21 protein-coding genes are annotated in these 21,042 nt (G+C 63.6%); 3 read left to right on the top strand and 18 right to left on the bottom strand.

All coding sequences use genetic code 11. The features are described from left to right. Positions 1-164: 164 nt before the first annotated feature. The 10 genes from NCT05_RS07330 to guaB form a co-directional block, all read right to left on the bottom strand. Positions 165-896, bottom strand: a complete 732-nt coding sequence (locus NCT05_RS07330; RefSeq protein ID WP_250501996.1) for an ABC transporter ATP-binding protein — start codon at positions 894-896, stop codon at positions 165-167. After that, on the bottom strand, positions 893-1,753 hold the full coding sequence (locus NCT05_RS07325) for an ABC transporter ATP-binding protein (RefSeq protein ID WP_250434602.1): 861 nt from the start codon (positions 1,751-1,753) through the stop codon (positions 893-895). The genes NCT05_RS07330 and NCT05_RS07325 overlap by 4 nt, the downstream gene beginning before the upstream one ends. A 1-nt stretch (position 1,754) precedes the next feature. Further along, a complete protein-coding gene (gene nikC / locus NCT05_RS07320; protein ID WP_008350036.1) occupies positions 1,755-2,666 on the bottom strand; it encodes a nickel transporter permease in 912 nt (303 codons plus the stop codon). Between the two features lie 19 nt (positions 2,667-2,685). Next, positions 2,686-3,660, bottom strand: coding sequence for an ABC transporter permease (locus NCT05_RS07315; protein ID WP_250502041.1), 975 nt, complete (start codon positions 3,658-3,660; stop codon positions 2,686-2,688). 71 nt (positions 3,661-3,731) lie between these two features. Next, complete coding sequence (locus NCT05_RS07310) at positions 3,732-5,315, bottom strand: ABC transporter substrate-binding protein (protein ID WP_008350038.1); 1,584 nt, start codon at positions 5,313-5,315, stop codon at positions 3,732-3,734. Between the two features lie 13 nt (positions 5,316-5,328). Next, positions 5,329-5,892 (bottom strand): D-alanyl-D-alanine dipeptidase, encoded by a 564-nt coding sequence (gene ddpX, locus NCT05_RS07305; RefSeq protein ID WP_034473567.1) that lies wholly within the window; start codon positions 5,890-5,892, stop codon positions 5,329-5,331. 91 nt (positions 5,893-5,983) lie between these two features. Beyond that, positions 5,984-6,544, bottom strand: a complete 561-nt coding sequence (gene thpR, locus NCT05_RS07300) for an RNA 2',3'-cyclic phosphodiesterase (protein WP_250434600.1) — start codon at positions 6,542-6,544, stop codon at positions 5,984-5,986. Between the two features lie 23 nt (positions 6,545-6,567). Continuing rightward, entirely contained in the window at positions 6,568-8,151 is a 1,584-nt protein-coding gene (gene guaA / locus NCT05_RS07295; protein ID WP_250501995.1) for a glutamine-hydrolyzing GMP synthase, read from the bottom strand. 165 nt (positions 8,152-8,316) lie between these two features. After that, on the bottom strand, positions 8,317-9,117 hold the full coding sequence (locus NCT05_RS07290) for a hypothetical protein (protein ID WP_250434599.1): 801 nt from the start codon (positions 9,115-9,117) through the stop codon (positions 8,317-8,319). Between the two features lie 15 nt (positions 9,118-9,132). Beyond that, entirely contained in the window at positions 9,133-10,593 is a 1,461-nt protein-coding gene (gene guaB / locus NCT05_RS07285) for an IMP dehydrogenase (protein WP_008350049.1), read from the bottom strand. A gap of 212 nt (positions 10,594-10,805) precedes the next feature. On the opposite strand from guaB, the gene NCT05_RS07280 reads away from it, so the two are divergent. After that, the gene (locus tag NCT05_RS07280; protein WP_034471975.1) at positions 10,806-11,765 is read left to right on the top strand and encodes a DMT family transporter; all 960 of its coding nucleotides are present in this window, start codon (positions 10,806-10,808) and stop codon (positions 11,763-11,765) included. 6 nt (positions 11,766-11,771) lie between these two features. On the opposite strand, the gene NCT05_RS07275 is transcribed toward NCT05_RS07280, so the two are convergent. Both NCT05_RS07275 and NCT05_RS07270 read right to left on the bottom strand, forming a co-directional pair. After that, the gene (locus NCT05_RS07275; protein WP_008350051.1) at positions 11,772-12,095 is read right to left on the bottom strand and encodes an RnfH family protein; all 324 of its coding nucleotides are present in this window, start codon (positions 12,093-12,095) and stop codon (positions 11,772-11,774) included. Beyond that, a complete protein-coding gene (locus tag NCT05_RS07270) occupies positions 12,092-12,529 on the bottom strand; it encodes a type II toxin-antitoxin system RatA family toxin (protein ID WP_008350053.1) in 438 nt (145 codons plus the stop codon). The genes NCT05_RS07275 and NCT05_RS07270 overlap by 4 nt, the downstream gene beginning before the upstream one ends. Positions 12,530-12,648: 119 nt before the next feature. On the opposite strand from NCT05_RS07270, the gene smpB reads away from it, so the two are divergent. Next, complete coding sequence (smpB, locus tag NCT05_RS07265) at positions 12,649-13,098, top strand: SsrA-binding protein SmpB (RefSeq protein WP_008350055.1); 450 nt, start codon at positions 12,649-12,651, stop codon at positions 13,096-13,098. Between the two features lie 44 nt (positions 13,099-13,142). On the opposite strand, the gene NCT05_RS07260 is transcribed toward smpB, so the two are convergent. The 3 genes from NCT05_RS07260 to ppsA all read right to left on the bottom strand — a co-directional run bounded on the left by NCT05_RS07260 (position 13,143) and on the right by ppsA (position 17,040). Beyond that, positions 13,143-14,069 carry an SPFH domain-containing protein gene (locus NCT05_RS07260; protein WP_008350056.1) on the bottom strand — a complete coding sequence of 309 codons (927 nt, stop codon included), beginning with the start codon at positions 14,067-14,069 and terminating at the stop codon, positions 13,143-13,145. Between the two features lie 25 nt (positions 14,070-14,094). Then, positions 14,095-14,526, bottom strand: a complete 432-nt coding sequence (locus tag NCT05_RS07255; protein ID WP_008350058.1) for an NfeD family protein — start codon at positions 14,524-14,526, stop codon at positions 14,095-14,097. A 96-nt stretch (positions 14,527-14,622) separates the two neighbouring features. Then, positions 14,623-17,040, bottom strand: coding sequence for a phosphoenolpyruvate synthase (gene ppsA / locus NCT05_RS07250; RefSeq protein WP_033537249.1), 2,418 nt, complete (start codon positions 17,038-17,040; stop codon positions 14,623-14,625). 504 nt (positions 17,041-17,544) lie between these two features. Between ppsA and ppsR the strand changes: the two genes are divergently transcribed. Beyond that, complete coding sequence (gene ppsR, locus NCT05_RS07245; protein ID WP_008350062.1) at positions 17,545-18,363, top strand: posphoenolpyruvate synthetase regulatory kinase/phosphorylase PpsR; 819 nt, start codon at positions 17,545-17,547, stop codon at positions 18,361-18,363. 6 nt (positions 18,364-18,369) lie between these two features. Here the strand turns inward: ppsR and NCT05_RS07240 are convergent, their stop codons facing one another. From NCT05_RS07240 to lpxB, 3 genes are read right to left on the bottom strand one after another with little or no spacing between them, the layout of a single operon-like run. Further along, the gene (locus NCT05_RS07240) at positions 18,370-19,146 is read right to left on the bottom strand and encodes a TrmH family RNA methyltransferase (protein ID WP_008350064.1); all 777 of its coding nucleotides are present in this window, start codon (positions 19,144-19,146) and stop codon (positions 18,370-18,372) included. Positions 19,147-19,163: 17 nt separating this feature from the next. Beyond that, positions 19,164-19,868 carry a ribonuclease HII gene (gene rnhB / locus NCT05_RS07235; protein ID WP_008350066.1) on the bottom strand — a complete coding sequence of 235 codons (705 nt, stop codon included), beginning with the start codon at positions 19,866-19,868 and terminating at the stop codon, positions 19,164-19,166. Then, positions 19,868-21,034 carry a lipid-A-disaccharide synthase gene (lpxB, locus tag NCT05_RS07230; protein ID WP_250501994.1) on the bottom strand — a complete coding sequence of 389 codons (1,167 nt, stop codon included), beginning with the start codon at positions 21,032-21,034 and terminating at the stop codon, positions 19,868-19,870. The genes rnhB and lpxB overlap by 1 nt, the downstream gene beginning before the upstream one ends. Between the last annotated feature and the right edge of the window lie 8 nt (positions 21,035-21,042).

The following is a 21,042-nucleotide window of genomic DNA, read 5'->3' as shown; positions in this document are numbered from 1 at the left end:
GTCTCGACAATCCAGCGCACATTCTATCAGCGGCGGCGGCACCGGTTTCGTCGAAGACAAGCCGGCCCGCCGCGCGTCGTCGTATACCGGGCTTATCGCCGTGCTTATGCGTCGTTCGCGCAACATCCATTGACCGCGTCATGACGATTGTGCTTGTACGACGACTACGCGTTCTGTCGTGTGTAGCCTTCAGTCGCGAGCAGAAGCCGGCGCGTGTACTCGTGCGTAACGTCGCGCGAACGCACGGCATCGACGCCCAGTTGCTCGACGATTTCGCCGTTGCGCATGACCGCGACGCGCTGGCAAAGAAAGCCGATCACGGCGAGATTGTGGCTCACGAGGATCATCGTCAGCTTGCGTTCGCGATGCAGGCGGCGCAGCAGGTTCAGGATTTCCGCCTGGACGGAGACATCGAGCGCGGAGGTCGGCTCGTCGAGCAGCAGCATGCGCGGCTCGACGATCAACGCGCGCGCGATCGACACGCGCTGGCGCTGCCCGCCCGACAACTGATGCGGATAGCGGAATCGATACGCCGGACCGAGCCCGACTTCGGCGAGCGCGGCGAGAATGCGCGTGTCTTCGTCGCCGATGCCGTTGATCGCGAGCGGCTCGCGCAAGGTCTTGTCGACGGTGAAGCGCGGATGCAGCGCGCCGTAGGGGTCCTGGAACACCATCTGCACGTCGCGGCTTCCAGGGCGCGATCCGATGCTTATCCTGCCGCCCGACAGCGGCGTCAGCCCGGCGAGCGCGCGCAACAACGTCGACTTGCCGCTGCCCGATTCGCCGACGAGTCCGAAAACCTCGCCCTCTTCCACGCGCAGCGAAACGTCGCGCACGGCGTCGACATGACCGCTCTTCGTCTTGAAGCGGATGAGCGCGCGCTCGATTTCGATCATCGCGCGATGCCTTCATCGAGCCACGCGGGGTCGCGGCGCAGCGTCGGCAACTCGTCGGGCGGATTCACGAGCGGCGGATTCGCTTCGAGCAGCCCGCGCGTGTACGGATGCGTCGCGTGAACGAGATCGCGCGCCGCGCACGTCTCGACGACGCGACCGCCGTACATCACCGCGACGCGGTCGCAGAACGACATCACGAGCGGCAAATCGTGACTGATGAACACGAGGCCGGTATCGTGGCGCGCGATCATCTCGTCGAGCACGGCAAGCACCTGCATCGATACGAGGACATCGAGCGCGCTCGTGGGTTCGTCGGCGATCAGAAGGCGCGGGCCGGCCGAGACCATCATCGCGATCATCACGCGCTGGCCCATGCCGCCGGACAGTTCGTGCGGATACGCATCCGCGACACGCTGCGGATCGCGGATATGCACCGCTTCCAGCGCTGCGACGATGCGCTCGCGCAACGCGCGCCGGCCTTCTTTCACGCCCTGCCGCACAAAGGTTTCGCGCATCTGCTGCGCGACGGTCATCACCGGGTTCAGCGAGAACTTCGGATCCTGCAGGATCATGCTCATGCGCGTGCCGCACAGGCGGCGGCGCGCTTTCGGGCGCATCGCGAGCAGGTCCTGCCCTTCGAAACGCAGCGCCTTAGCCGACCATTTCGCCTCGGGCGGCAGCAGTCCGAGCAGCGCGCGCCCCGTCAGCGATTTTCCCGATCCCGATTCGCCGACGATGCCGAGCCGCTCGCCGCGCCGCACCGTCAGCGATACGCCGCGCACGGCGGGCATGAGCACGCCGTCATGGCTCGCGAAGGCCACGTCCAGTCCGTCGATTTCAGCCAGCGCATCGGGCATGTCAGCCTCCGTGACGCGGATCGAAGACGTCGCGCAGACCGTCGCCGAGCAGGTTGAAGGCGAGGCTCACCGCGAGGATCGCGAGGCCGGGAATCGTCGCGACCCACCACGCGTCGAGCAGCACGTTGCGGCCCGCCGCGACCATGTAACCCCATTCCGGGCTCGGCGGCTGCGCGCCCAGTCCGAGAAAGCCGAGACCGGCGACGGCGAGAATGATGCCGGCCATGTCGAGCGTCGCGCGCACGATCACCGACGACGAGCACAGCGGCACGATATACCGCAGCAGAATGCGCAGATGCGAAGCGCCTTGCAGACGCGCCACATGGATGTAATCGGCCTGCGCGAGCCGCAGCGACTCCGCGCGCGCGAGACGCGCATACGGCGGCCACGCGGTGATCGACAGCGCGATCACCGCATTGAGCACGCCCGGCCCGAGCGCGGCGGCGAACGCGAGCGCGAGCACGATCTTCGGAAATGCGAGCGCGACGTCGGTCAAGCGCATCAGCACCGTATCGACGATGCCGCCGCAATAACCCGCCACCGTGCCCATCAAAAGCCCGACCGGCACCACGAGCACGACGACGAGCATCGCGATCGCGAGCGTCAGGCGCGAGCCGTGCACGAGCCGCGAAAGGATGTCGCGGCCGAGTTGATCGGTGCCGAACCAGTGCGCCGCGCCGGGCGGCGTCAGACGTTCGGCGAGCACCTGCTGCAACGGATCCTGCGTGACGAGCATCGGCCCGAACGCCGCGACTACGATCAGCAGCAGCAGGATCGCGAGTCCGAGCATGCTCAACGGATTCGACGAGAACCGCCGCCAGCGCCGATACGCGCGCCCGAGCGCGGCTTGACGCGGCGACGCGGGCGTATCGGTCAGGAGCCACGCGCGCGAGCCCGTTCGCGGCTGTTTCATCTGCGCAAGATCCTCCATGTCAGCGCGCACGCGGATCGAACACGCGATACAGCGCGTCGGTCAACAGATTGAGCGCGATGAACGTCGCGCCGATCACGAGCGTGCTGCCGAGCACGGCGTTCATGTCGGCGTTCAACAGCGCGCCCGTCAGATACGAGCCGATGCCCGGCCACGCGAACACGATCTCCGTCAGCACCGAGCCTTCGAGCAGATAGCTGTATGCGAGCGCGATCACCGTCAGCAGCGGCACCGCGATATTGCCGAACGCGTGCCGCCAGATCACGCGGCGCTCGGGCAGCCCTTTCGCGCGCGCGGTCGTCACGTATTCCTGGCTCAGTTGTTCGAGCATGAACGAGCGCGTCATCCGCGACAGATACGCGATCGAATAGAACGCGAGCACGCTCGCCGGCAGCGCGATATGCGAGAACGCGTTCTCGAAGACATCCCCTTCGCCGGCGATGAGCGAATCGATGAGCAAACTGCCCGTGCGGGTATCGACCATGCCGTCGTAAAGCGGATCGATGCGTCCCGGCCCGGACACCCAATGCAGCCGCGCGTAAAAGAGCAGCAGGCCCATCAGCGCGAGCCAGAACACCGGCACGGAGCTTCCGGCGAGCCCGATCACGCGCGCGATGTGATCGACGATGCGATTGTGCTTCACCGCCGCCGCGACGCCGAGCGGCACGCCGATCGCGATGCCGATGAAGGTCGAGAGCGTCGCGAGTTCGAGCGTCGCGGGAAAGACGCGCTTGATGTCGTCGATGACCGGATTTGCCGTCAACAGCGAAATGCCGAGATTGCCGTGCAGCACGTCGCGCGCGTAGATCAGGAATTGCTCGATGAGCGGCTTGTCGAGACCGAGCCGCAGACGCGCGGCGGCATAAGCCGTCGCGGACGCGCGATCGCCGAGAATCGCGAGCACCGGATCGATCGGAATCTTGCGGCCGATGAAAAACGTGATCGCGAGCAAGCCCGTGAACGTGATGGCGAGCATCGCGATCCAGCGCGCGAGCGCCAATGCGATGCGCGCGCCGCCGCGCCGCGAGCCGATGAGCGTGACCGTGTTCACTGCTTCTTGATGTTGCGATACGACACGAGATCGTTGATCGGCCCGACTTCGAGACCGGTCACGCCGGGCCGCGCCGCCACCTGCGACACCTTTTGGAACATGATGACGAACGGCGATTTCGCGAGCACTTCACGCTGCATCTTCTCGTACAGCTGCGCGCGCTTTTTCGTATCGCTTTCGGCGAGCGCCGCGTTGGTTTCCTTCGTCAGTTGTGGAATGTCCCACGCGTTGCGCCACGCGAGCATCTTGTAGCTCGATGCATCCGAGTTGTCCGGATTCCACACGAAGCCCTGCGCGTTACTGTGCGGATCGATGTAATCCGCCGACCACTCGCCGATGTAGATATCGTGGGCCCGCGCGCGATATCGTCCGAGCGTCTGCTTGTTGTCGCTCGGCACGAGTTGCACCTTGATGTTGGCGAGCGCGAGATTCGCCTGCACGGCTTGCGCGATCTCGCTGTACGGATAATCGTTGCGCACGTCCATCTTCACCGTGAAGCCGTTGGACAAGCCCGCTTTCGCGAGCAGCGCCTTCGCCTTCGCGACATCCTGGTGATACGGGTTTTCGTTCAGCGCGCCGAGAAAGCCTTCGGGGAGAAACGCTTCGTGAACCTTGTAGGTCGTGCGGATCACGTTCTTCTGAATGCCCTGATAGTCGATGAGCCACTTCATCGCTTCCCAGACTTCCGGCTTCGCGAGATTCGGATTCTTGTTGTTGAGGCCGAGATACATGAGTGTCGCTTGCGGCACGGCCGTCGCCTTGATGACGCCGTTCTTCGAGAGCGTGTCGAGATCGTCGGGCGAGAGGTCGCGCGCGACGTCGATGTCGCCGTTCTGGATCATCAGACGCTGGCTCGCCGCTTCCGTGACGTGACGCAGCACGATGCGCTTCATCGCGAGCGGAATGCGATAGCCGTCGAAGCGTTGCAGCACGATGCTGTCGTTGGCGGTCCATTTCACGAGCTTGTACGCGCCCGAACCCGCTTCGTTGGTCTTCAGCCACTCGTTGCCGTAGTCGTTGCCCTTCGCGTGCGATTCGACGAGCTTGCGATCCACCACCGACGCCGGCCACGAACCGAGCACGTTGAGCACGAAGGTCGGCGCATAGCGCTGATCCGTCGTGATCGAGACGGTCGTATCGTCGATCTTCTTCACGTTCTGCAACGCGTTCGCCTTCGTCAGCCCGATGCCCGCAAGCACCGCCGCCGCGCCCTTGTCGAGCAGCGCGGTGCGCTGAATCGACCACGCGACGTCATCGGCGGTGAGCGTATTGCCGGAATGGAACTTGAGTCCCGGCCGGATCTTGAACGTGAACGTGAGGCCGTCCTGACTCACCGTCCACGATTCGGCGACATCGCCATTGAATTTCGACGGATCCTTCAGATCGACGCGCACCAGACGGTCATACGTGTTCGCGACGTATTCCTCCGGCACCAGTTCGTAGATTTCGCCGGGATCGAGCGACGTGAATTCATCGAGCAACGTGGCCATGACGAACATGTCTTTCGGCGTCGCGGCGCTTGCCGGCGGCGCGCTCATCAACGTGAGCATCAGCGCCGTGATCAGTGCAGTCAGTTTCATGTCGAATCCCCGATTACATGAGCCGCAGCGGGCCGCATTCTTCGTTGTCGATCAGAGCAAGTTCGCGCGAGCCGGGCAATTCGTAATGCCACCACTCGCTTTTGATGTGCGTGAAGCCCGCGCCGTGCATGACGCCCAGCAGCAGCGTGCGGTTGCGCTGCACATGCTCCGGCAAGCCGAAGTGAAAGTGCTCGGATTCGGCGACCATCGCATCGAAACCGGTGCCCATGTCGAGCTCGTTGCCGTCGCGATCGACGAGCGTCAGGTCCACCGCCGTGCCGCGGCTATGGTTCGAGCCGCGTCCGAGTTCGGCGATGAAGGTCGGATCGGGCAGGAAATCCCACAGCACTTTCTGCGCTTGCGGCGGACGATAGGCGTCGAAGATCCTGAGCGTCATGCCGATGCTCTTCGCGATATCGACGGCTTTACGCAATGCCGCTTCGGCGGGCTCGAGCAGCAGGCAGTGCTGCGCCTTGTAGATGGGCTTGCCGGTGAAATTGCGATCGGTCGCGTAGACGAGATCGATCTGGACGTGGTGGGTGTCGGGCGTGATGTGCAGCAGGCGGGATCGGGTCATGTAAGCGCTTCGTCTCGATTCATTCCGATACACGCACCTTAACGCGTTAGAAAAATCCGCGAAACCTTTTATTGCGCGTGGTTCCGCCGATTCACGGCACGAGCGGCCAGCGCGCGAGGACTTCGTGTTGCGATTTGCCGAGCCGGCTGCGCACGAGCGCGAACTCACGCACGGTCCATGCGATGGGTTCGATGCGCTCACGCGCGACGCGGTGTTCGTCGTAGAGCAAGGTCACATGAGGCGTGAAACGGGGATGCCGCTTCAGTGCGATGCCTGCCGCCTCCAGCGCCGCGCCGAGCGTTCGCTCGAGCGCGTCGAGCGGCTCGGTGACATCGCCGGAAACGACGAGCGGGCGTCTCGCGCGACGGCCGGAAAAGCTTTCGATACGGTCGAGCGTCACATCGACGGGCGGCAACGCGATTCGGGATGCTGCGGCGCAAGCGTGCGCGGCCACATCGGCGGGAACGCCTGCGAAGGCGCCGAGATAATGCAGGGTGACGTGAAGGCGATCGGCGGGAATCGCCCTCGCCTTCAGCGTGTGCTCGATACGCAGCCGCGCCGCCAGTTCGGCGATGCGCGCGGCGGCGACTGCGTCCGGATAGATCGCGAAGAAGAGCGAGTCGGTGGGGCGATCGGACGCGGAATCAGTCATGCCCCCTCGCAATCAGACGCGGCTCACTCCCACTCAATTGTCGCGGGCGGCTTGCCGGAGATGTCATACACCACCCGATTGATCCCGCGCACTTCGTTGATGATGCGATTGGAAACATGCCCGAGCAGATCATGCGGCAGATGCGCCCAATGCGCGGTCATGAAGTCGAGCGTCTGCACGGCTCGCAGCGCGACGACGTATTCATAGGTGCGCCCGTCGCCCATCACGCCGACGCTCTTGACCGGCAGGAACACCGCGAACGCCTGGCTCGTCAGGTCGTACCACGACTTGCCCGTTTCCTTGTCGATGGTGTTGCGCAGCGTCTCGATAAAAATCGCATCGGCGCGGCGCAGCAGGTCCGCGAATTCGCGCTTCACTTCGCCAAGAATCCGCACGCCGAGACCCGGACCGGGGAACGGATGCCGATACACCATCGCGGGCGGCAGACCGAGCTTCACGCCGAGTTCGCGCACTTCGTCCTTGAAAAGCTCGCGCAGCGGTTCGAGCAGCTTCAAATTCAGCGTCTCCGGCAAACCGCCGACGTTGTGATGGCTCTTGATCGTATGCGCGCCCTTCTTGCCCTTGCCCGCCGATTCGATCACGTCCGGATAAATCGTGCCCTGCGCGAGCCACTTGGCATCGGTGAGCTTGTCCGATTCGTTGTGAAACACTTCGACGAACTCCGCGCCGATGATCTTGCGCTTCGCCTCCGGATCGGTCACGCCCGCAAGCTTCTGCAGGAATTCCTCGCTGGCATCGACGTGAATCACCTTCACGCCCAGGTGATCCGCGAACGTCGACATGACCTGCTCCGCCTCGTTCTGACGCAGCAAGCCGTGATCGACGAACACGCACGTCAGCTGGTCGCCGATCGCGCGATGCAAAAGCGCCGCCGCCACCGACGAATCCACGCCGCCCGACAAGCCGAGAATCACGTGCTCATTGCCGACCTGCGCGCGGATGCTCTCGACCGCCTCGTCGATGTAATGGCCCATCTCCCAATCGGCCTTCGCGCCGCACAGCTCCAGCACGAAACGGTCGAGCATCGCGCGGCCCTGCACCGTATGCGTGACTTCCGGATGCCATTGCAGGCCGTAGAAGCGCCGGTCGTCGTCGGCCATCGCGGCGATCGGGCACGACGGCGTCGAGGCCATCAGCTTGAAACCCGCCGGCAGATCGACGACCTTGTCGCCGTGGCTCATCCAAACCTTGAGCATCGACTCGCCCTTGTCGCTGGCGAAATCCTGAATGCCTTCCAGAAAGCCCGTGTGATTCAGCGCCTGAACTTCCGCATAGCCGAATTCGCGCACGTTGCCGAGTTCGACCTTGCCGCCGAGCTGATCGGCCATCGTCTGCATGCCGTAGCAGATGCCGAGCACCGGCACGCCGAGATCGAAGACGATCTGCGGGGCGCGCGGCGACTTCGCCTCGGTGACGGAGTTCGGGCCGCCGGACAGGATGATGCCCTTCGGCGCGAATTCGCGGATGAACGTCTCGTCGACGTCGTACGGATGGATTTCCGAGTAGACGTGCGACTCGCGGATGCGCCGCGCGATCAGCTGGGTGACTTGGGAGCCGAAATCGAGAATCAGGATTTTGTCGTGCATGGCTGCGGCCAAAGGCTAAGTGAACGAATGATGTCGGTGCTGCCGGAGCGCGGCCTCGCGCCCCGGTCTGCAAATAAATCGACGGCCGGCGCAAAGGCCGACCGTGCTTGTCCTGCGTATTTCCGTTGCTGCGCGTGCGTGGCTCGTAGCATGCGCTTCACGCCTTCAGCGAGGCGCGCGGCCCGCGTCGGGCGCGAGCGGATCGGCTCTTCGACCCGTCGCCGGATCGATCTCGCCGCTGATGACGGGCTCGATGCGCTTGCCGGTGACCGGATCGACCGCGCGGCCCGTCAGCGGATCGAGCGTGCCGCCGGTGACGGGATCGACCGCGCCGTCCGGGTGCGCGCGAACCGCGCCGGCCGGCGAGACGGGATCGAGCGTGCGGCCCGATACCGGATCGATGGCCGTCGCGCCCGGTGCGCGCGCTGCGGGACGCGCCGCGAGATCGACCGATTCGGCGCGCGCCGACGATGCCGCGTTGCTCGCGGAAAACTCGTCACGCTTTTGCGCCGCCTTCTTTTCCGCGCGCTGCGCTGATACCGCGCCGGCCGCCGCCGCGCGCTCGCGCCGACGCACCGCCGACGACAGTCTCACGCTGCCCAGACCGAGCACCAGCAGCACGGCGCCCACGACGGCCGCGCTGATCTGCCCGAAGCCATCGATCTCAGGCGTATGCAGTCCGAGCAGCCAGACCAGCACCACCACCCCCGACAGCCACTGCACGTGTCCCGACACGCGCGCGGCGCGAGCCGTCAACGCGCCATCGACGGCTGCGTGAAACGCAAGCCACGACAGCCCGATGAGCGCGATACCGAGCAACTGCCCGGCGAACGCCGGCTGAACGCGGATCGAATCCAGTTGCAGCGCGCCGTACAGGCCCGCCCACGGCGTCAGCAGAAACAACAGGCCGAACGCCAGAAAAATCAGGGCATTGATGACGAGCACGACCCGCAGCAACGGTTTCATGATCAGTCCGCTCGATTAGTCGACGTGATAGTTGGGCGCTTCCTTCGTGATCTGCACGTCATGCACATGCGATTCGCGCATGCCGGCCGCCGTGATCTGAACGAATTCCGCCTTCTCGTGCAGCTCGGAAATCGTGCGGCAACCGCAGTAGCCCATGCTCGCGCGCACGCCGCCGACGATCTGGAACAGGATCGCGTTGACCGAGCCCTTGTAGGCCACACGGCCTTCGATACCTTCCGGCACGAGCTTGTCGATGTTCGCCGAGTTGTCCTGGAAGTAGCGGTCCGCCGCGCCGTCCTTCATCGCGCCGACCGAACCCATGCCGCGGTACGACTTGTACTGGCGGCCCTGATACAGGAACACGTCGCCCGGCGATTCTTCGGTGCCCGCGAGCATGCTGCCCATCATGACGACGTTCGCGCCCGCCGCGAGCGCCTTCGACACGTCGCCCGAGAAGCGCACGCCGCCGTCCGCGATGACCGGCACGCCGGTGCCGCGCAGTGCTTCGGAAACATTCGCGATCGCCGTGATCTGCGGCACGCCGACGCCCGCCACGATCCGCGTCGTGCAGATCGAGCCCGGGCCGATACCGACCTTCACCGCGTCCGCGCCGTACTCGACGAGCGACTTGGCTGCCGCCGCCGTCGCGATATTGCCGCCGATGACCTGCACGTGCGGATAATTCTGCTTGACCCAGCGCACGCGCTCCAGCACGCCCTGGCTATGGCCGTGCGCGGTATCGACGACGATCACGTCGACGCCCGCCTGCGCGAGCAGCTCGACGCGCTCTTCATTGTCCGGACCGACGCCCACGGCCGCGCCCACACGCAGCTTGCCGTCTTCGTCCTTGCAGGCGTCCGGGTTTTCGGTCTGCTTGGTGATGTCCTTCACCGTCATCAGGCCGCGCAGCTCGAACGCGTCGTTCACCACGAGCACGCGCTCCAGGCGATGGCTGTGCATCAGCGCCTTCGCCTCGGCGAGCGACGTGCCTTCCTTGACCGTCACGAGGCGTTCGCGCGGCGTCATGATGTTGCGCACCGGCTCATCGAGCCGTTCTTCGAAGCGCAGGTCGCGATTGGTGACGATGCCGATCAGTTGCGCGCCTTCGACCACCGGGAAACCCGAAATGCCGTGCTGCTGCGTCAGCGCGATGACGTCGCGCACGCGCATTTGCGGCGGAATCGTGATCGGATCGCGCACGACGCCCGATTCGAAGCGCTTCACTTTCGCGACTTCGCGGGCCTGTTCCTTGGCGGTGAGATTCTTGTGGACGATGCCGATGCCGCCCATCTGCGCCATCGCGATGGCGAGCCGGCCTTCGGTGACCGTGTCCATGGCGGCGGACACGAGAGGCATGTTCAGGGAAATATTGCGAGTCAGCTGGGATTTCAGGCTGGTGTCGCGCGGGAGAACGCTGGAGAAGGCGGGCACGAGGAGCACGTCATCGAACGTGAGTGCTTTCTGGATCAGACGCATGGCAAATCCTATGGGCGCAAAAGCAGATTATACCGATAGTTCCCTGCATTTTCACTGCCCGAACAGCAGCTTAGCCCATTCGGACGCAAATTCCGGACCGCTTTCGCCCGTCTGCCGGGCGTCCGCGTTGTTGCAGTTTTAGACAAGACGGCCGCCCGGGGCCACATGCTACGCTTCGCGCCGTCAGTTGAAATTTCAGCAGGAGTCGGACGATGCAGCGCGGTGTGATGTACGGAATGGCGGCGGGAGCGATCTGGGGTTTCATCTTTCTCGCGCCACGGCTCTTGCCGGATTTTTCGCCGCTGACGCTCTCCGTCGGGCGCTATCTGATGTACGGCGCGGTTTCGCTTGCGGTGGCGCTGCCGTTCGCCCGGCGCCTCGCGGCCAAGCTCACGCGCGCCGATTTCATCGCGCTCGCGAAGCTCGCGCTGGTCGGCAACCTGCTGTACTACATGCTGCTCGCGAGCGCGGTGCAGCTCGTGGGCGTCGCGCCTTCGTCGCTGATCGTCGGCATTCTCCCCGTGACCGTCACGCTCGCCGGACGGCGGGATCGCGGCGCGGTCGACCTGAAAAGGCTCATCGGGCCGCTCCTGCTCGTGCTGGCGGGCATCGCGTGCATCAATCTCGATGTATTCAGCGACGCCGATCACGCGACGAGTGTGCTCACGCGCCTCGCCGGACTCGGATGCGCGCTCGGGGCGCTCGCTTCTTGGACGTGGTACGCGGTCGTCAACGCGCGGTATCTGCAATCGAATCGCCATTTCGACGGCAACGAGTGGTCCATCCTGTGGGGCATCGTGACGGGTCTGCTCGGCGTCGCGCTCGGCGCGATCGTCTGGATGCTGCCCGCGGGCACGGTGCAGGCGAGCGTCCCCGCGTCGCGCTGGCATCTGTTCTGGATCGTTTCTTTTGCGCTGGCCACCGGCGGCTCGTGGCTCGGCAACATGCTGTGGAACGCGGCAGCGAAGCGCCTGCCGCTCACGCTGTCAGGGCAGATGATCGTGTTCGAGACGCTCTTCGCCCTGCTCTACGCCTTCGTCTACGACGGCCGCTGGCCGCGCTCGCCCGAAGTGCTCGCGATCGTGCTGCTGCTCGCCGGCGTAATCTGGTCGGTCAGGCAGCACACGCTGGAGCCGGCGCCCGCCGCGGCGAAAGAAGCGCCCGCGCATTGAATTCGCTCAGCGCGAATCCTTCGACTGCCACTTGCGCCCTTCGATCGAACCCGCCTTGCGCGCCTTGTCCACGCGGCGCTGGCGCGCGGCCTTCGGATCCACCTTCAGCGGCCGATAAATCTCGACGCGGTCGAAATCGGCGAGCGCCGCGTCGAGCGGCTTCGGCTTGCCGAACACGCCGACCTTCTGCGTCGTCAGATCGATGTCGCGATGCGCGAGCAGCACGCCGCTTGCGTCGATCGCATCGCGCACCGTCGCGCCCTCGGGCAGATCGACGCGCTTCAGGAACGCGCCATCGGGCAGGCCGTAGCAGACATCGATATGCATCATGGCTTGCCGTAGCGCTGGTCCGCGCGCTTCACGAAGGAATCGACGAACGTGTTGGCGATATGGCTGAACACCGGCCCGATGATCTTCTCCAGAATCACGTTCGAGAATTCGTAATGCAGCGCGAATTCGATCTTGCAGGCGTCCGCGCGCAGCGGCGTAAAGTGCCAATATCCGGTGAATTTCTTGAAAGGGCCGCTCAGGAACTCCATATCGATATTGGTCGGACGCTTTTGCACATTGCGCGTCGCGAAATGCTGCTTGATGCCCTTGAAGCTGATGTCGATCTTCGCTTCCATGCCGTTCTCGTCGTGGCGGCCGATTTCGACGCCGCCGCACCAAGGCAGGAAATTGGGGTAGTCGGCGACATCGGTGACGAGGTCGAACATTTCTTCCGCTGAATGGCGGATCAATACGGTTTTCTGGACGTCTGCCATATAGGGCGCAGCGGTGGCTGAATTGGGCGGCAACGCGCAAGAGAACGAGGCATCGGATCGAACGCATGCCGGCGCGCTGCTAAAATCAGGATTTTAAACGAGTTGGGCACTTTCCATTCATGAGCATCATCGACAACAGAAAAGCCTTCTTCGATTACTTCGTCGAAGAGCGCTACGAGGCCGGTCTCGTGCTCGAGGGCTGGGAAGTCAAGGCGCTTCGCGCCGGGCGCGCGCAGATCAAGGAAGGCTACGTCGTGATCAAGAACGGCGAGCTCTTTCTGATCGGCACGCATATCAGCCCGCTGCCCGAAGCATCGAAATTCGCTAACCTCGATCCGGTGCGCACGCGCAAGCTGCTCCTCCACCGCGAACAGATCGACAAGCTCATCGGCAAGGTCGAGCAGCGCGGGCACACGCTCGTGCCGCTCAACTTCCACTACAAGGATGGCCGCGTGAAATGTGAAATCGGCCTCGCGAAGGGCAAGAAGTTGCACGACAAACGCGAGACCGAAAAGAAGCGCGACTGGGAACGCGAACGCGGGCGTCTGATGCGAACCGCCTCGCGTTAAACCGTGAAACGAATCGGGGGCGCTTTTTAGCGCCCCCGATTGCTTCAGCTCTTCCTGATTATGCCGCTGCCCTCGCCTTTCACGATCGACAACGCGGACGCGATCATCGTGCTCATGTCGGACATGTTGCCCGGCACGATCAGCGTGTTGCCCTGCTTCGCGAGATTGCCGAACGCGCCGACATACTGCTCCGCAACCTTCAGATTCACCGCTTCCATGCCGCCCGCTGTCTGAATTGCAGTGCCGATCTTCTCGATGGCTTGCGCGTTCGCTTCCGCCACCGCGAGAATCGCGGCGGCTTCGCCCTGCGCCTGATTGATCGCCGCCTGCCGTTCGCCTTCCGACTTCTGGATCGCGGCCTCGCGCGCGCCCGATGCCAGATTGATCTGCTCCTGCTTGCGCCCTTCGGACGCGGCGATCAGCGCGCGCTTCTCGCGCTCGGCGGTGATCTGCGCCTGCATCGCGTGAAGGATTTCCTTCGGCGGCGTGAGATCCTTGATTTCATAGCGCAGCACTTTCACGCCCCAGTTCGACGCGGCTTCGTCGAGCGCATTCACGATGCTCTGGTTGATGAAGTCGCGCTCCTCGAACGTCTTGTCGAGCTCCAGCTTGCCGATGACCGAACGCAACGTCGTCTGCGACAGTTGCGTGATCGCGAACACGAAGTTGCTCGATCCGTACGAAGCCTTCATCGCATCCGTGACCTGGAAGTACAGCACGCCATCGACTTGAAGCTGCGTGTTGTCGCGCGTGATACAGACTTGGCTCGGCACTTCGAGCGGAATCTCCTTCAGCATGTGCTTGTAGGCGATGCGATCGATGAACGGCAGCACGATGTTGAGGCCCGGCGTGAGCGTTGCATGATAGCGGCCGAGGCGTTCCATGATCCATGCGTGTTGCTGAGGGACGATCTTGACCGTTTTCGACACGATCACGATCGCGATGACGAGCACGATGAGCGCAAAGTACATTGACATTATTTTTCTCCTTATAGGACTACCGCTTGGCCGCGACGATCAGGCGATTGCCGTCGAGCGCCGTGATGCGATAAAGCCGTGCGCCCTCCGTTTCGCCCGGTGCGAGCTCGACATCCCACTGCGCGCCGCGATACATTGCGCGCGCGTGGCCGTGATGCCATTGATCGACTTCCAGGGTCGCGCCGATATCGAGATTCACGGCCGCATCGCGCGAGGCGTCGTCACGCCGCTTCCAGCTGACGAAGCGCGAGCGCCGCAGCACCGCCACCGCGATCAGCGCGATGACCGCGGCCGCGCCCATCTGTACGTGCGGCAACGCGCCGAGCACATGAGCGACGCCGCCCGCGATCATCCCGAGCGCGATCATGAGCAGATAGAACGTTCCGGTAAACAATTCCGCGACGATCAGCGCGCCCGCAGCGACCCACCAGATCAACCCGCCCGTTTCCATCATCGGTCTCCAAACGAAAACACCCCGGAAAAGTCCGGGGTGTTTTTATATCACGCTGCACCAATCCGAAAGCAAGTGGAAAGGTGTGACATCGACTTATTTTGACAAGGTCTTCGCGAGCTGCTGCCACGTATCGATGATCGTGTCCGGATTAAGCGACATCGACTCGATGCCCTGCTTCGCGAGCCACTCGGCGAGATCAGGGTGGTCGGACGGGCCCTGACCGCAAATGCCGACGTACTTGTTCAGCTTCAGGCACGTCTCGATCGCGCGCTTCAGCATGAACTGCACCGCTTCGTCGCGCTCGTCGAAGTCCGCCGCGAGCAACTCCATGCCCGAGTCGCGATCGAGGCCCAGCGTCAACTGCGTCAGGTCGTTCGAACCGATCGAGAAGCCGTCGAAGCGCTCCAGGAACTGCTCGGCGAGAATCGCGTTGGACGGCACTTCGCACATCATCACGAGCTTCAGGTCGTTCTTGCCGCGTTCGAGACCGAACTTCTTCAGCAGCTCGACCACGCGATCCGCCTGCTTCAGCGTACGCACGAACGGCACCATGATCTGCACGTTGTCCAGGCCCATTTCCTCGCGGACCTTCTTCAGCGCGATGCATTCCATGTGGAACGCCTCGGCGAAGTCTTCCGCGATATAGCGCGACGCGCCACGGAAACCGAGCATCGGATTTTCTTCATCCGGCTCGTAGCGCGAACCGCCGATCAGCTTCTTGTACTCGTTCGACTTGAAGTCCGACAGACGCACGATGACGGGCTTCGGATAGAACGCCGCTGCAATCGTGGCGATGCCTTCGGTCAGCTTGTCGACGTAGAACGCTTTCGGCGATGCATGGCCGCGCGCGACGCTTTCAACCGCCTTCTTCAGATCGGCATCGACGTTCGGGTACTCCAGAATCGCCTTCGGATGCACGCCGATGTTGTTGTTGATGATGAACTCGAGTCGCGCCAGGCCGACGCCCGCGTTGGGCAACTGCGCGAAGTCGAACGCGAGTTGCGGATTGCCGACGTTCATCATGATCTTGACCGGAATCTTCGGCAGTTCGCCGCGCTGCACTTCGGTCACTTCCGTTTCGAGCAGGCCGTCGTAGATCTTGCCTTCGTCGCCTTCCGCGCACGACACCGTGACGAGCGCGCCGTCCTTCAGGATGTCCGTTGCGTCGCCGCAGCCGACGACCGCCGGCACGCCCAGCTCACGCGCGATGATCGCCGCGTGGCACGTACGGCCGCCGCGATTGGTCACGATGGCCGATGCGCGCTTCATCACCGGTTCCCAGTTAGGGTCCGTCATGTCGGCGACGAGCACGTCGCCCGGCTGCACGCGTTCCATTTCCGACGGATCGTGAATCACGCGCACGGGGCCCGCGCCGATCTTCTGGCCGATCGCGCGGCCGGTCGCCAGCACGTTCGACTGCCCCTTCAGCTTGAAGCGCATTTCGGCCTTGCCCGATGCCTGGCTCTTCACCGTCTCCGGGCGCGCCTGGAGGATGAACAGCTTGCCGTCGCGGCCGTCCTTGCCCCACTCGATGTCCATCGGACGCTGATAGTGCTTCTCGATGATGACCGCGTACTTCGCGAGCTCGATCACGTCTTCGTCGGTGATCGAGAAGCGGTTGCGCTGTTCGTGCGGCACGTCGACGGTCTTCACGCGGCCCGGCTCGCCCGGCTTCGTGAATTCCATCTTGATGAGCTTCGAGCCGATCGAGCGCCGGATGATCGGGTATTTGCCCTGTTCGAGCGTCGTTTTGAAGACGTGGAACTCGTCCGGATTCACCGCGCCTTGCACGACGGTTTCGCCCAGGCCGTAGCTCGACGTGATGAAGACGGTTTCCTTGAAGCCCGATTCCGTGTCGATGGTGAACATCACGCCGGCCGCGCCGACGTCGGAGCGCACCATGCGCTGCACGCCCGCCGACAAAGCGACTTCCGCATGCGTGAAGCCCTTGTGGACGCGATAGGAAATGGCGCGGTCGTTATAAAGCGACGCAAACACGTGCTTCATGCGATCGAGCACGTCCTCGATGCCGACCACGTTCAGATAGCTTTCCTGCTGGCCCGCGAAGGATGCGTCCGGCAAGTCCTCGGCCGTCGCCGACGAGCGCACGGCAAACGAAAGCTCTTCGGGCGAGCTGGCTTGAAGGACTTCGAAACCGCGGCGGATTTCGTCTTCGAGGCGCGGCTGCATCGGCGCGTCGACGATCCACTGACGGATTTCCTTGCCGGCTTCGGCGAGCGCCTTGACGTCGTCGACATCGAGCGTCTCGAGACGATTGGCGATGCGGTCCGTCAGATTGTTGTGATGGAGGAAGTCGCGGAATGCGAGCGCAGTCGTGGCGAAGCCCGTCGGCACGCGAACGCCGGCTTCGGAAAGCTGGCTGATCATTTCGCCGAGCGACGCATTCTTGCCGCCGACGATTTCCACGTCGGTCATTCGCAACTGCTCGAATGGAACTACATACGCCTGATCCTTTGCGACATCTTTCGCAACATTGACTGCGTTAGTCATACAAGCCCCTAAGGTGGATGGAATTCACGATCGCACGAGTGGGCTCATATGCGAGCGCGCTCATTGGAAGCGCGCACGCATCTCGTACAACCTGTTTGATAAACCTTCGGGGACACGCGCCCGCGAGAACCGGGGCACGTCAAAAAGAAGCGGGGTACGTCTGAAATCTGCTCGAAAACGTGGACTGACGTAACGAAATGCCACGAAACGACCGCGATTTGACGAAAATCCGATTCAATTTCTCCGCAATTGCTTATCGAACAGGTTGCCGCTATTCTACCTTGCCGTATTTCAAAATTGTTTCGGCCGGGCAGTCGTTCCACGGCAAAATCGAGGTCTTTAACGCCTGATCGTGGGCTCACCCACACCCCGGCGCTCACGCCCGGTTCACTGCCTGCCAGCGGTCAGCTACCTTAACACAGGTTTTTACGGCGTCCGTGCTTTCGCGCTAGCCACGGTTCAGCGTTTGAGCATCGTCGCCCCAACTCGTTCCCTCTTTCGCCGATGCCGCCTTCCGTATTCATCGTTTCCGACGGGACCGGGATCACTGCCGAAACCTTCGCGCATTCGATCCTCGCCCAGTTCGATCAAAAATTCCGGCTCGTGCGCGTGCCGTTCGTCGACTCGATCGACAAGGCCTATGCGACCGTCGAGAAGATCAACGAAGTCGTCGCGCTCGATGGCCGCCGGCCGATCGTGTTCACGACGCTCGTCGACAGCGCATCGAATGAAGTGGTCAAGGGCTGCAACGCGCTCGTGCTCGACATGTTCCAGACCTTCATCGAGCCGCTCGAGCACGAACTGGAAATGAAATCGACGCACGCGATGGGCCGCGTGCACCAGAACGCCGACACGGAGGAATACAAGAATCGCATCGAGGCGATCAATTTCTCGCTCGCCCACGACGACGGCCAGTCGAACCGCAATCTCGCCGACGCGGACGTCATTCTCGTCGGCGTATCGCGCAGCGGCAAAACGCCGACGAGCCTTTATCTCGCGATGCAGTACGGCGTGAAGGCGGCGAACTATCCGCTGATTCCCGAAGATTTCGAGCGCGGCAAGCTGCCGACGCCGCTGCTCGAGCATCGGACGAAGATGTTCGGTTTGTCCATCGATCCGCAGCGGCTGGCCGAGATCCGTAACGAACGCCGTCCGGGCAGCAAGTACGCCGCACTCGAAAACTGCCGCTACGAGATCAACGAGGCGGAAATGATGATGAAGCGCGAAGGCATCAAGTGGCTTTCGTCGACGCACAAGTCGATCGAGGAAATCGCCACGACGATCCTGCAGGAGGTCAAGCCGGAGCGGCCTTCCTACTATTGACGGCTGTCAGCGCTGCTGGCGGCACTGCTCGAAGAGACAGATCGCCGCCGCGGCCGCCACGTTCAGCGATTCCATGCCGCCCGGCTGCGGAATCGTCACGCGATGCGTCACCGCATCACGCCAGATTTGCGACACGCCCGCGCCTTCGTTGCCGAACACCCAGGCGAGCGCGCCCGACAGGTCGCAATCGTAGAGCGCGACGGCACCGTGCGAATCGGTGATCGTCACGGGTGCGTCGAGTCGCGCGATGAGATCGGCCGGTTCGACGTCCTCGAAAATATCCAGCAGAAAATGCGCGCCCATGCCCGAGCGCAGCACTTTCGATGACCACGCGTATGCCGTGCCCGGCGCGCAGAATACGCGCGTGATGCCCGCCGCCGCCGCGCTGCGCAGAATCGAGCCGACATTGCCGGCGTCCTGAACGCCATCGAGAATCACGCAGGTTTGTGCGACGCGCGCGGGCAATTCTGCATCGATCTTTTCGACGAGCAACAGCATGCCCACGCCGTGAACGACGCTCGACAACTGCCCGAAAAGCGCATCCGGCAACACGACGACGCGCTTCTCTTCGATGCGCGCGACGATCTCGCGCGCTTCCTCGTGCGTGAGCGCGCCTTCGGTGACGACGCACGTTTCCGGCTGGCCCGCCGCGTCGAGATACGCTGACGCCAGATGCAGGCCTTCGAGCAGCGCGTGGCCGCTTCTGCGCTGCTGCGCCGTCGACCCGGCGAGCGCCTTCATGCGCTTGTAGAGCGGGTTGTCCCGCGAAGTGATGGATTTCACGTTGATTCGGTTGACGCTCAGAAGGCGAGCGCGTCGGGATCGTCTTCGATCGTCGATGCGACCTGAAGCACTTCGGGAGCGATCTCGGGCAACACCGAACCGAACACGAGCGCGTGCGCCTCGCGCACCGGCGCGAACGACCGCCGATGATGCTCGCACGGCCCATGTTCGCGCAGCGCCTTCAGATGCTGCGGCGTGCCGTAGCCGGAATGCGTGGCGAAGCCGTACATCGGAAAAAGTTCGTGCAGATCGACCAGCATGCGATCACGCGTGACCTTTGCGAGAATCGACGCCGCCGAGATCTGCTTGACGAGCGCATCGCCGCCGATCACGGCTTCGCTGCGGATGGACAAGGTCGGGCAGCGATTGCCATCGACTTTCACGAGCGTCGGCGCGACCGAGAGGCCTTCCACCGCGCGCTTCATCGCCAGCATGCTCGCGTGCAGGATGTTGATGGTGTCGATTTCCTCGACGCTCGCCGACGCGATGCAGTACGCGAGCGCGCGATCGACGATCTTCTCGTACAGCTCTTCGCGCCTTTTGGCAGAGAGCGCCTTCGAATCGTCGAGGCCGTTGATGCGCGGCTTCGCCGGATCGAAGATGACCGCCGCCGCCACGACCGGACCGGCCAGCGGACCGCGCCCGGCCTCGTCGACGCCACAAACGACGTCGAACGGTGAGCTGAAATCGAGTCCGGCTTGCGCCGATCGTCTAGCGGCCATTACCGCGGCCTCCGCGTGTCGAGCACCCGCGCGACGGCCTCGGCCGCTTTCTGCGACGTGTTCTGGCGCAGCGCGATGTGCATGTCGGTGAATATTTCCGTCAGGGTACGGCGGTTGGCGTCGTCGTTCAACTGTTTCAGCGTGGCGTCGGCGAGCGCTTCGGGCGTCGCGAAGTGCTGCAGGATTTCCGGCACGACGAAGCGGCCCGCCAGAATGTTCGGCAAGCCGACATACGGCAGATAACCCTGACGCTTCATGATCTGACCCGTCAGCCAAGGCACCTTGTACGAGATGACCATCGGCTTCTTGAGCAGCGCCGCTTCGAGCGTCACCGTGCCGCTTTTCACGAGGATCGCATCGGCGGCGGTCATCGCGCGCTGGGCGTTGCCGTCCGTGATCGTCAGCGACAGATGCGGATGCGCGTCCACGAGCGGCCGCAGCAGTTCGCGCAACGCCGGATTCGCCGCAGGCATCAGGAAGCGCACGTTGGGCTCGTGAAGCTGCATCAGTTCCATCGCGTCGAAGAAGGTCGGGCCGATCAGCGAAATCTCCGAGCGACGGCTGCCCGGCAGGACCGCGATCACCGGACCGCCTTCCGCGATGCCGAGTTCGCGGCGCGCGCCCGCGACGTCCGGCTCGAGCGGAATGTCATCGGCGAGCGGATGGCCGACGTAGCTCGCGGCGACGCCCGCCTTTTCCATCAGCGCCGTTTCGAACGGAAACACGCACAGCATGTGATCGACCGCTTTCACGATCTTCTTGATGCGGCCGCCGCGCCACGCCCAGATCGACGGACAGACGAAATGCACGGTCGGAATGCCCGCTTCGCGCAGCGGCTGCTCGAGGCCGAAGTTGAAATCGGGCGCGTCCACACCGATGAAAACCGACGGCGGCTCGGCAAGCAACTGACGCTTGATCTCGTTGCGGATGCCGAGAATCTCGGGAATGTGCTTCAGCGCTTCGACATAGCCGCGCACGGTCAGCTTGTCCATCGGCCAATGCGCTTCGAAGCCCTCGGCCGTCATGCGCGGACCGCCGATGCCGCTATAGCGCGTGCCTTCGGGCAGCGTGCGCCGCAGGCCTTTGAGCAGCGATGCCGCGAGCAGGTCGCCGGACGGCTCGCCCGCGACCATCGCGATGCGTGGCGGGTTGGTGATCAGGGTCATCGGACAGC

Origin of the sequence: Caballeronia sp. AZ7_KS35 (assembly GCF_023631045.1) — a bacterium.
GTDB classification, from domain to species: domain Bacteria; phylum Pseudomonadota; class Gammaproteobacteria; order Burkholderiales; family Burkholderiaceae; genus Caballeronia; species Caballeronia zhejiangensis.
Note: the sequence above shows the minus strand (reverse complement) of the source record. Positions and strands in the feature narration are given on the sequence as shown.

Excerpts from the sequence above, each read along its gene's own strand:
- NCT05_RS07330 (WP_250501996.1), bottom strand. The coding sequence starts at position 896 with ATGATCGAAATCGAGCGCGCGCTCATCCGCTTCAAGACGAAGAGCGGT.
- ddpX (WP_034473567.1), bottom strand. The coding sequence starts at position 5,892 with ATGACCCGATCCCGCCTGCTGCACATCACGCCCGACACCCACCACGTC.
- rnhB (WP_008350066.1), bottom strand. The coding sequence starts at position 19,868 with ATGGCCGCTAGACGATCGGCGCAAGCCGGACTCGATTTCAGCTCACCG.
- NCT05_RS07255 (WP_008350058.1), bottom strand. The coding sequence starts at position 14,526 with ATGGAAACGGGCGGGTTGATCTGGTGGGTCGCTGCGGGCGCGCTGATC.
- NCT05_RS07310 (WP_008350038.1), bottom strand. The coding sequence starts at position 5,315 with ATGAAACTGACTGCACTGATCACGGCGCTGATGCTCACGTTGATGAGC.
- nikC (WP_008350036.1), bottom strand. The coding sequence starts at position 2,666 with ATGAAACAGCCGCGAACGGGCTCGCGCGCGTGGCTCCTGACCGATACG.
- smpB (WP_008350055.1), top strand. The coding sequence starts at position 12,649 with ATGAGCATCATCGACAACAGAAAAGCCTTCTTCGATTACTTCGTCGAA.
- ppsR (WP_008350062.1), top strand. The coding sequence starts at position 17,545 with ATGCCGCCTTCCGTATTCATCGTTTCCGACGGGACCGGGATCACTGCC.
- lpxB (WP_250501994.1), bottom strand. The coding sequence starts at position 21,034 with ATGACCCTGATCACCAACCCGCCACGCATCGCGATGGTCGCGGGCGAG.
- guaA (WP_250501995.1), bottom strand. The coding sequence starts at position 8,151 with ATGCACGACAAAATCCTGATTCTCGATTTCGGCTCCCAAGTCACCCAG.
- ppsA (WP_033537249.1), bottom strand. The coding sequence starts at position 17,040 with ATGACTAACGCAGTCAATGTTGCGAAAGATGTCGCAAAGGATCAGGCG.
- NCT05_RS07260 (WP_008350056.1), bottom strand. The coding sequence starts at position 14,069 with ATGTACTTTGCGCTCATCGTGCTCGTCATCGCGATCGTGATCGTGTCG.
- guaB (WP_008350049.1), bottom strand. The coding sequence starts at position 10,593 with ATGCGTCTGATCCAGAAAGCACTCACGTTCGATGACGTGCTCCTCGTG.
- NCT05_RS07315 (WP_250502041.1), bottom strand. The coding sequence starts at position 3,660 with ATGCTCGCCATCACGTTCACGGGCTTGCTCGCGATCACGTTTTTCATC.
- NCT05_RS07290 (WP_250434599.1), bottom strand. The coding sequence starts at position 9,117 with ATGAAACCGTTGCTGCGGGTCGTGCTCGTCATCAATGCCCTGATTTTT.
- thpR (WP_250434600.1), bottom strand. The coding sequence starts at position 6,544 with ATGACTGATTCCGCGTCCGATCGCCCCACCGACTCGCTCTTCTTCGCG.
- NCT05_RS07280 (WP_034471975.1), top strand. The coding sequence starts at position 10,806 with ATGCAGCGCGGTGTGATGTACGGAATGGCGGCGGGAGCGATCTGGGGT.
- NCT05_RS07325 (WP_250434602.1), bottom strand. The coding sequence starts at position 1,753 with ATGCCCGATGCGCTGGCTGAAATCGACGGACTGGACGTGGCCTTCGCG.
- NCT05_RS07275 (WP_008350051.1), bottom strand. The coding sequence starts at position 12,095 with ATGATGCATATCGATGTCTGCTACGGCCTGCCCGATGGCGCGTTCCTG.
- NCT05_RS07270 (WP_008350053.1), bottom strand. The coding sequence starts at position 12,529 with ATGGCAGACGTCCAGAAAACCGTATTGATCCGCCATTCAGCGGAAGAA.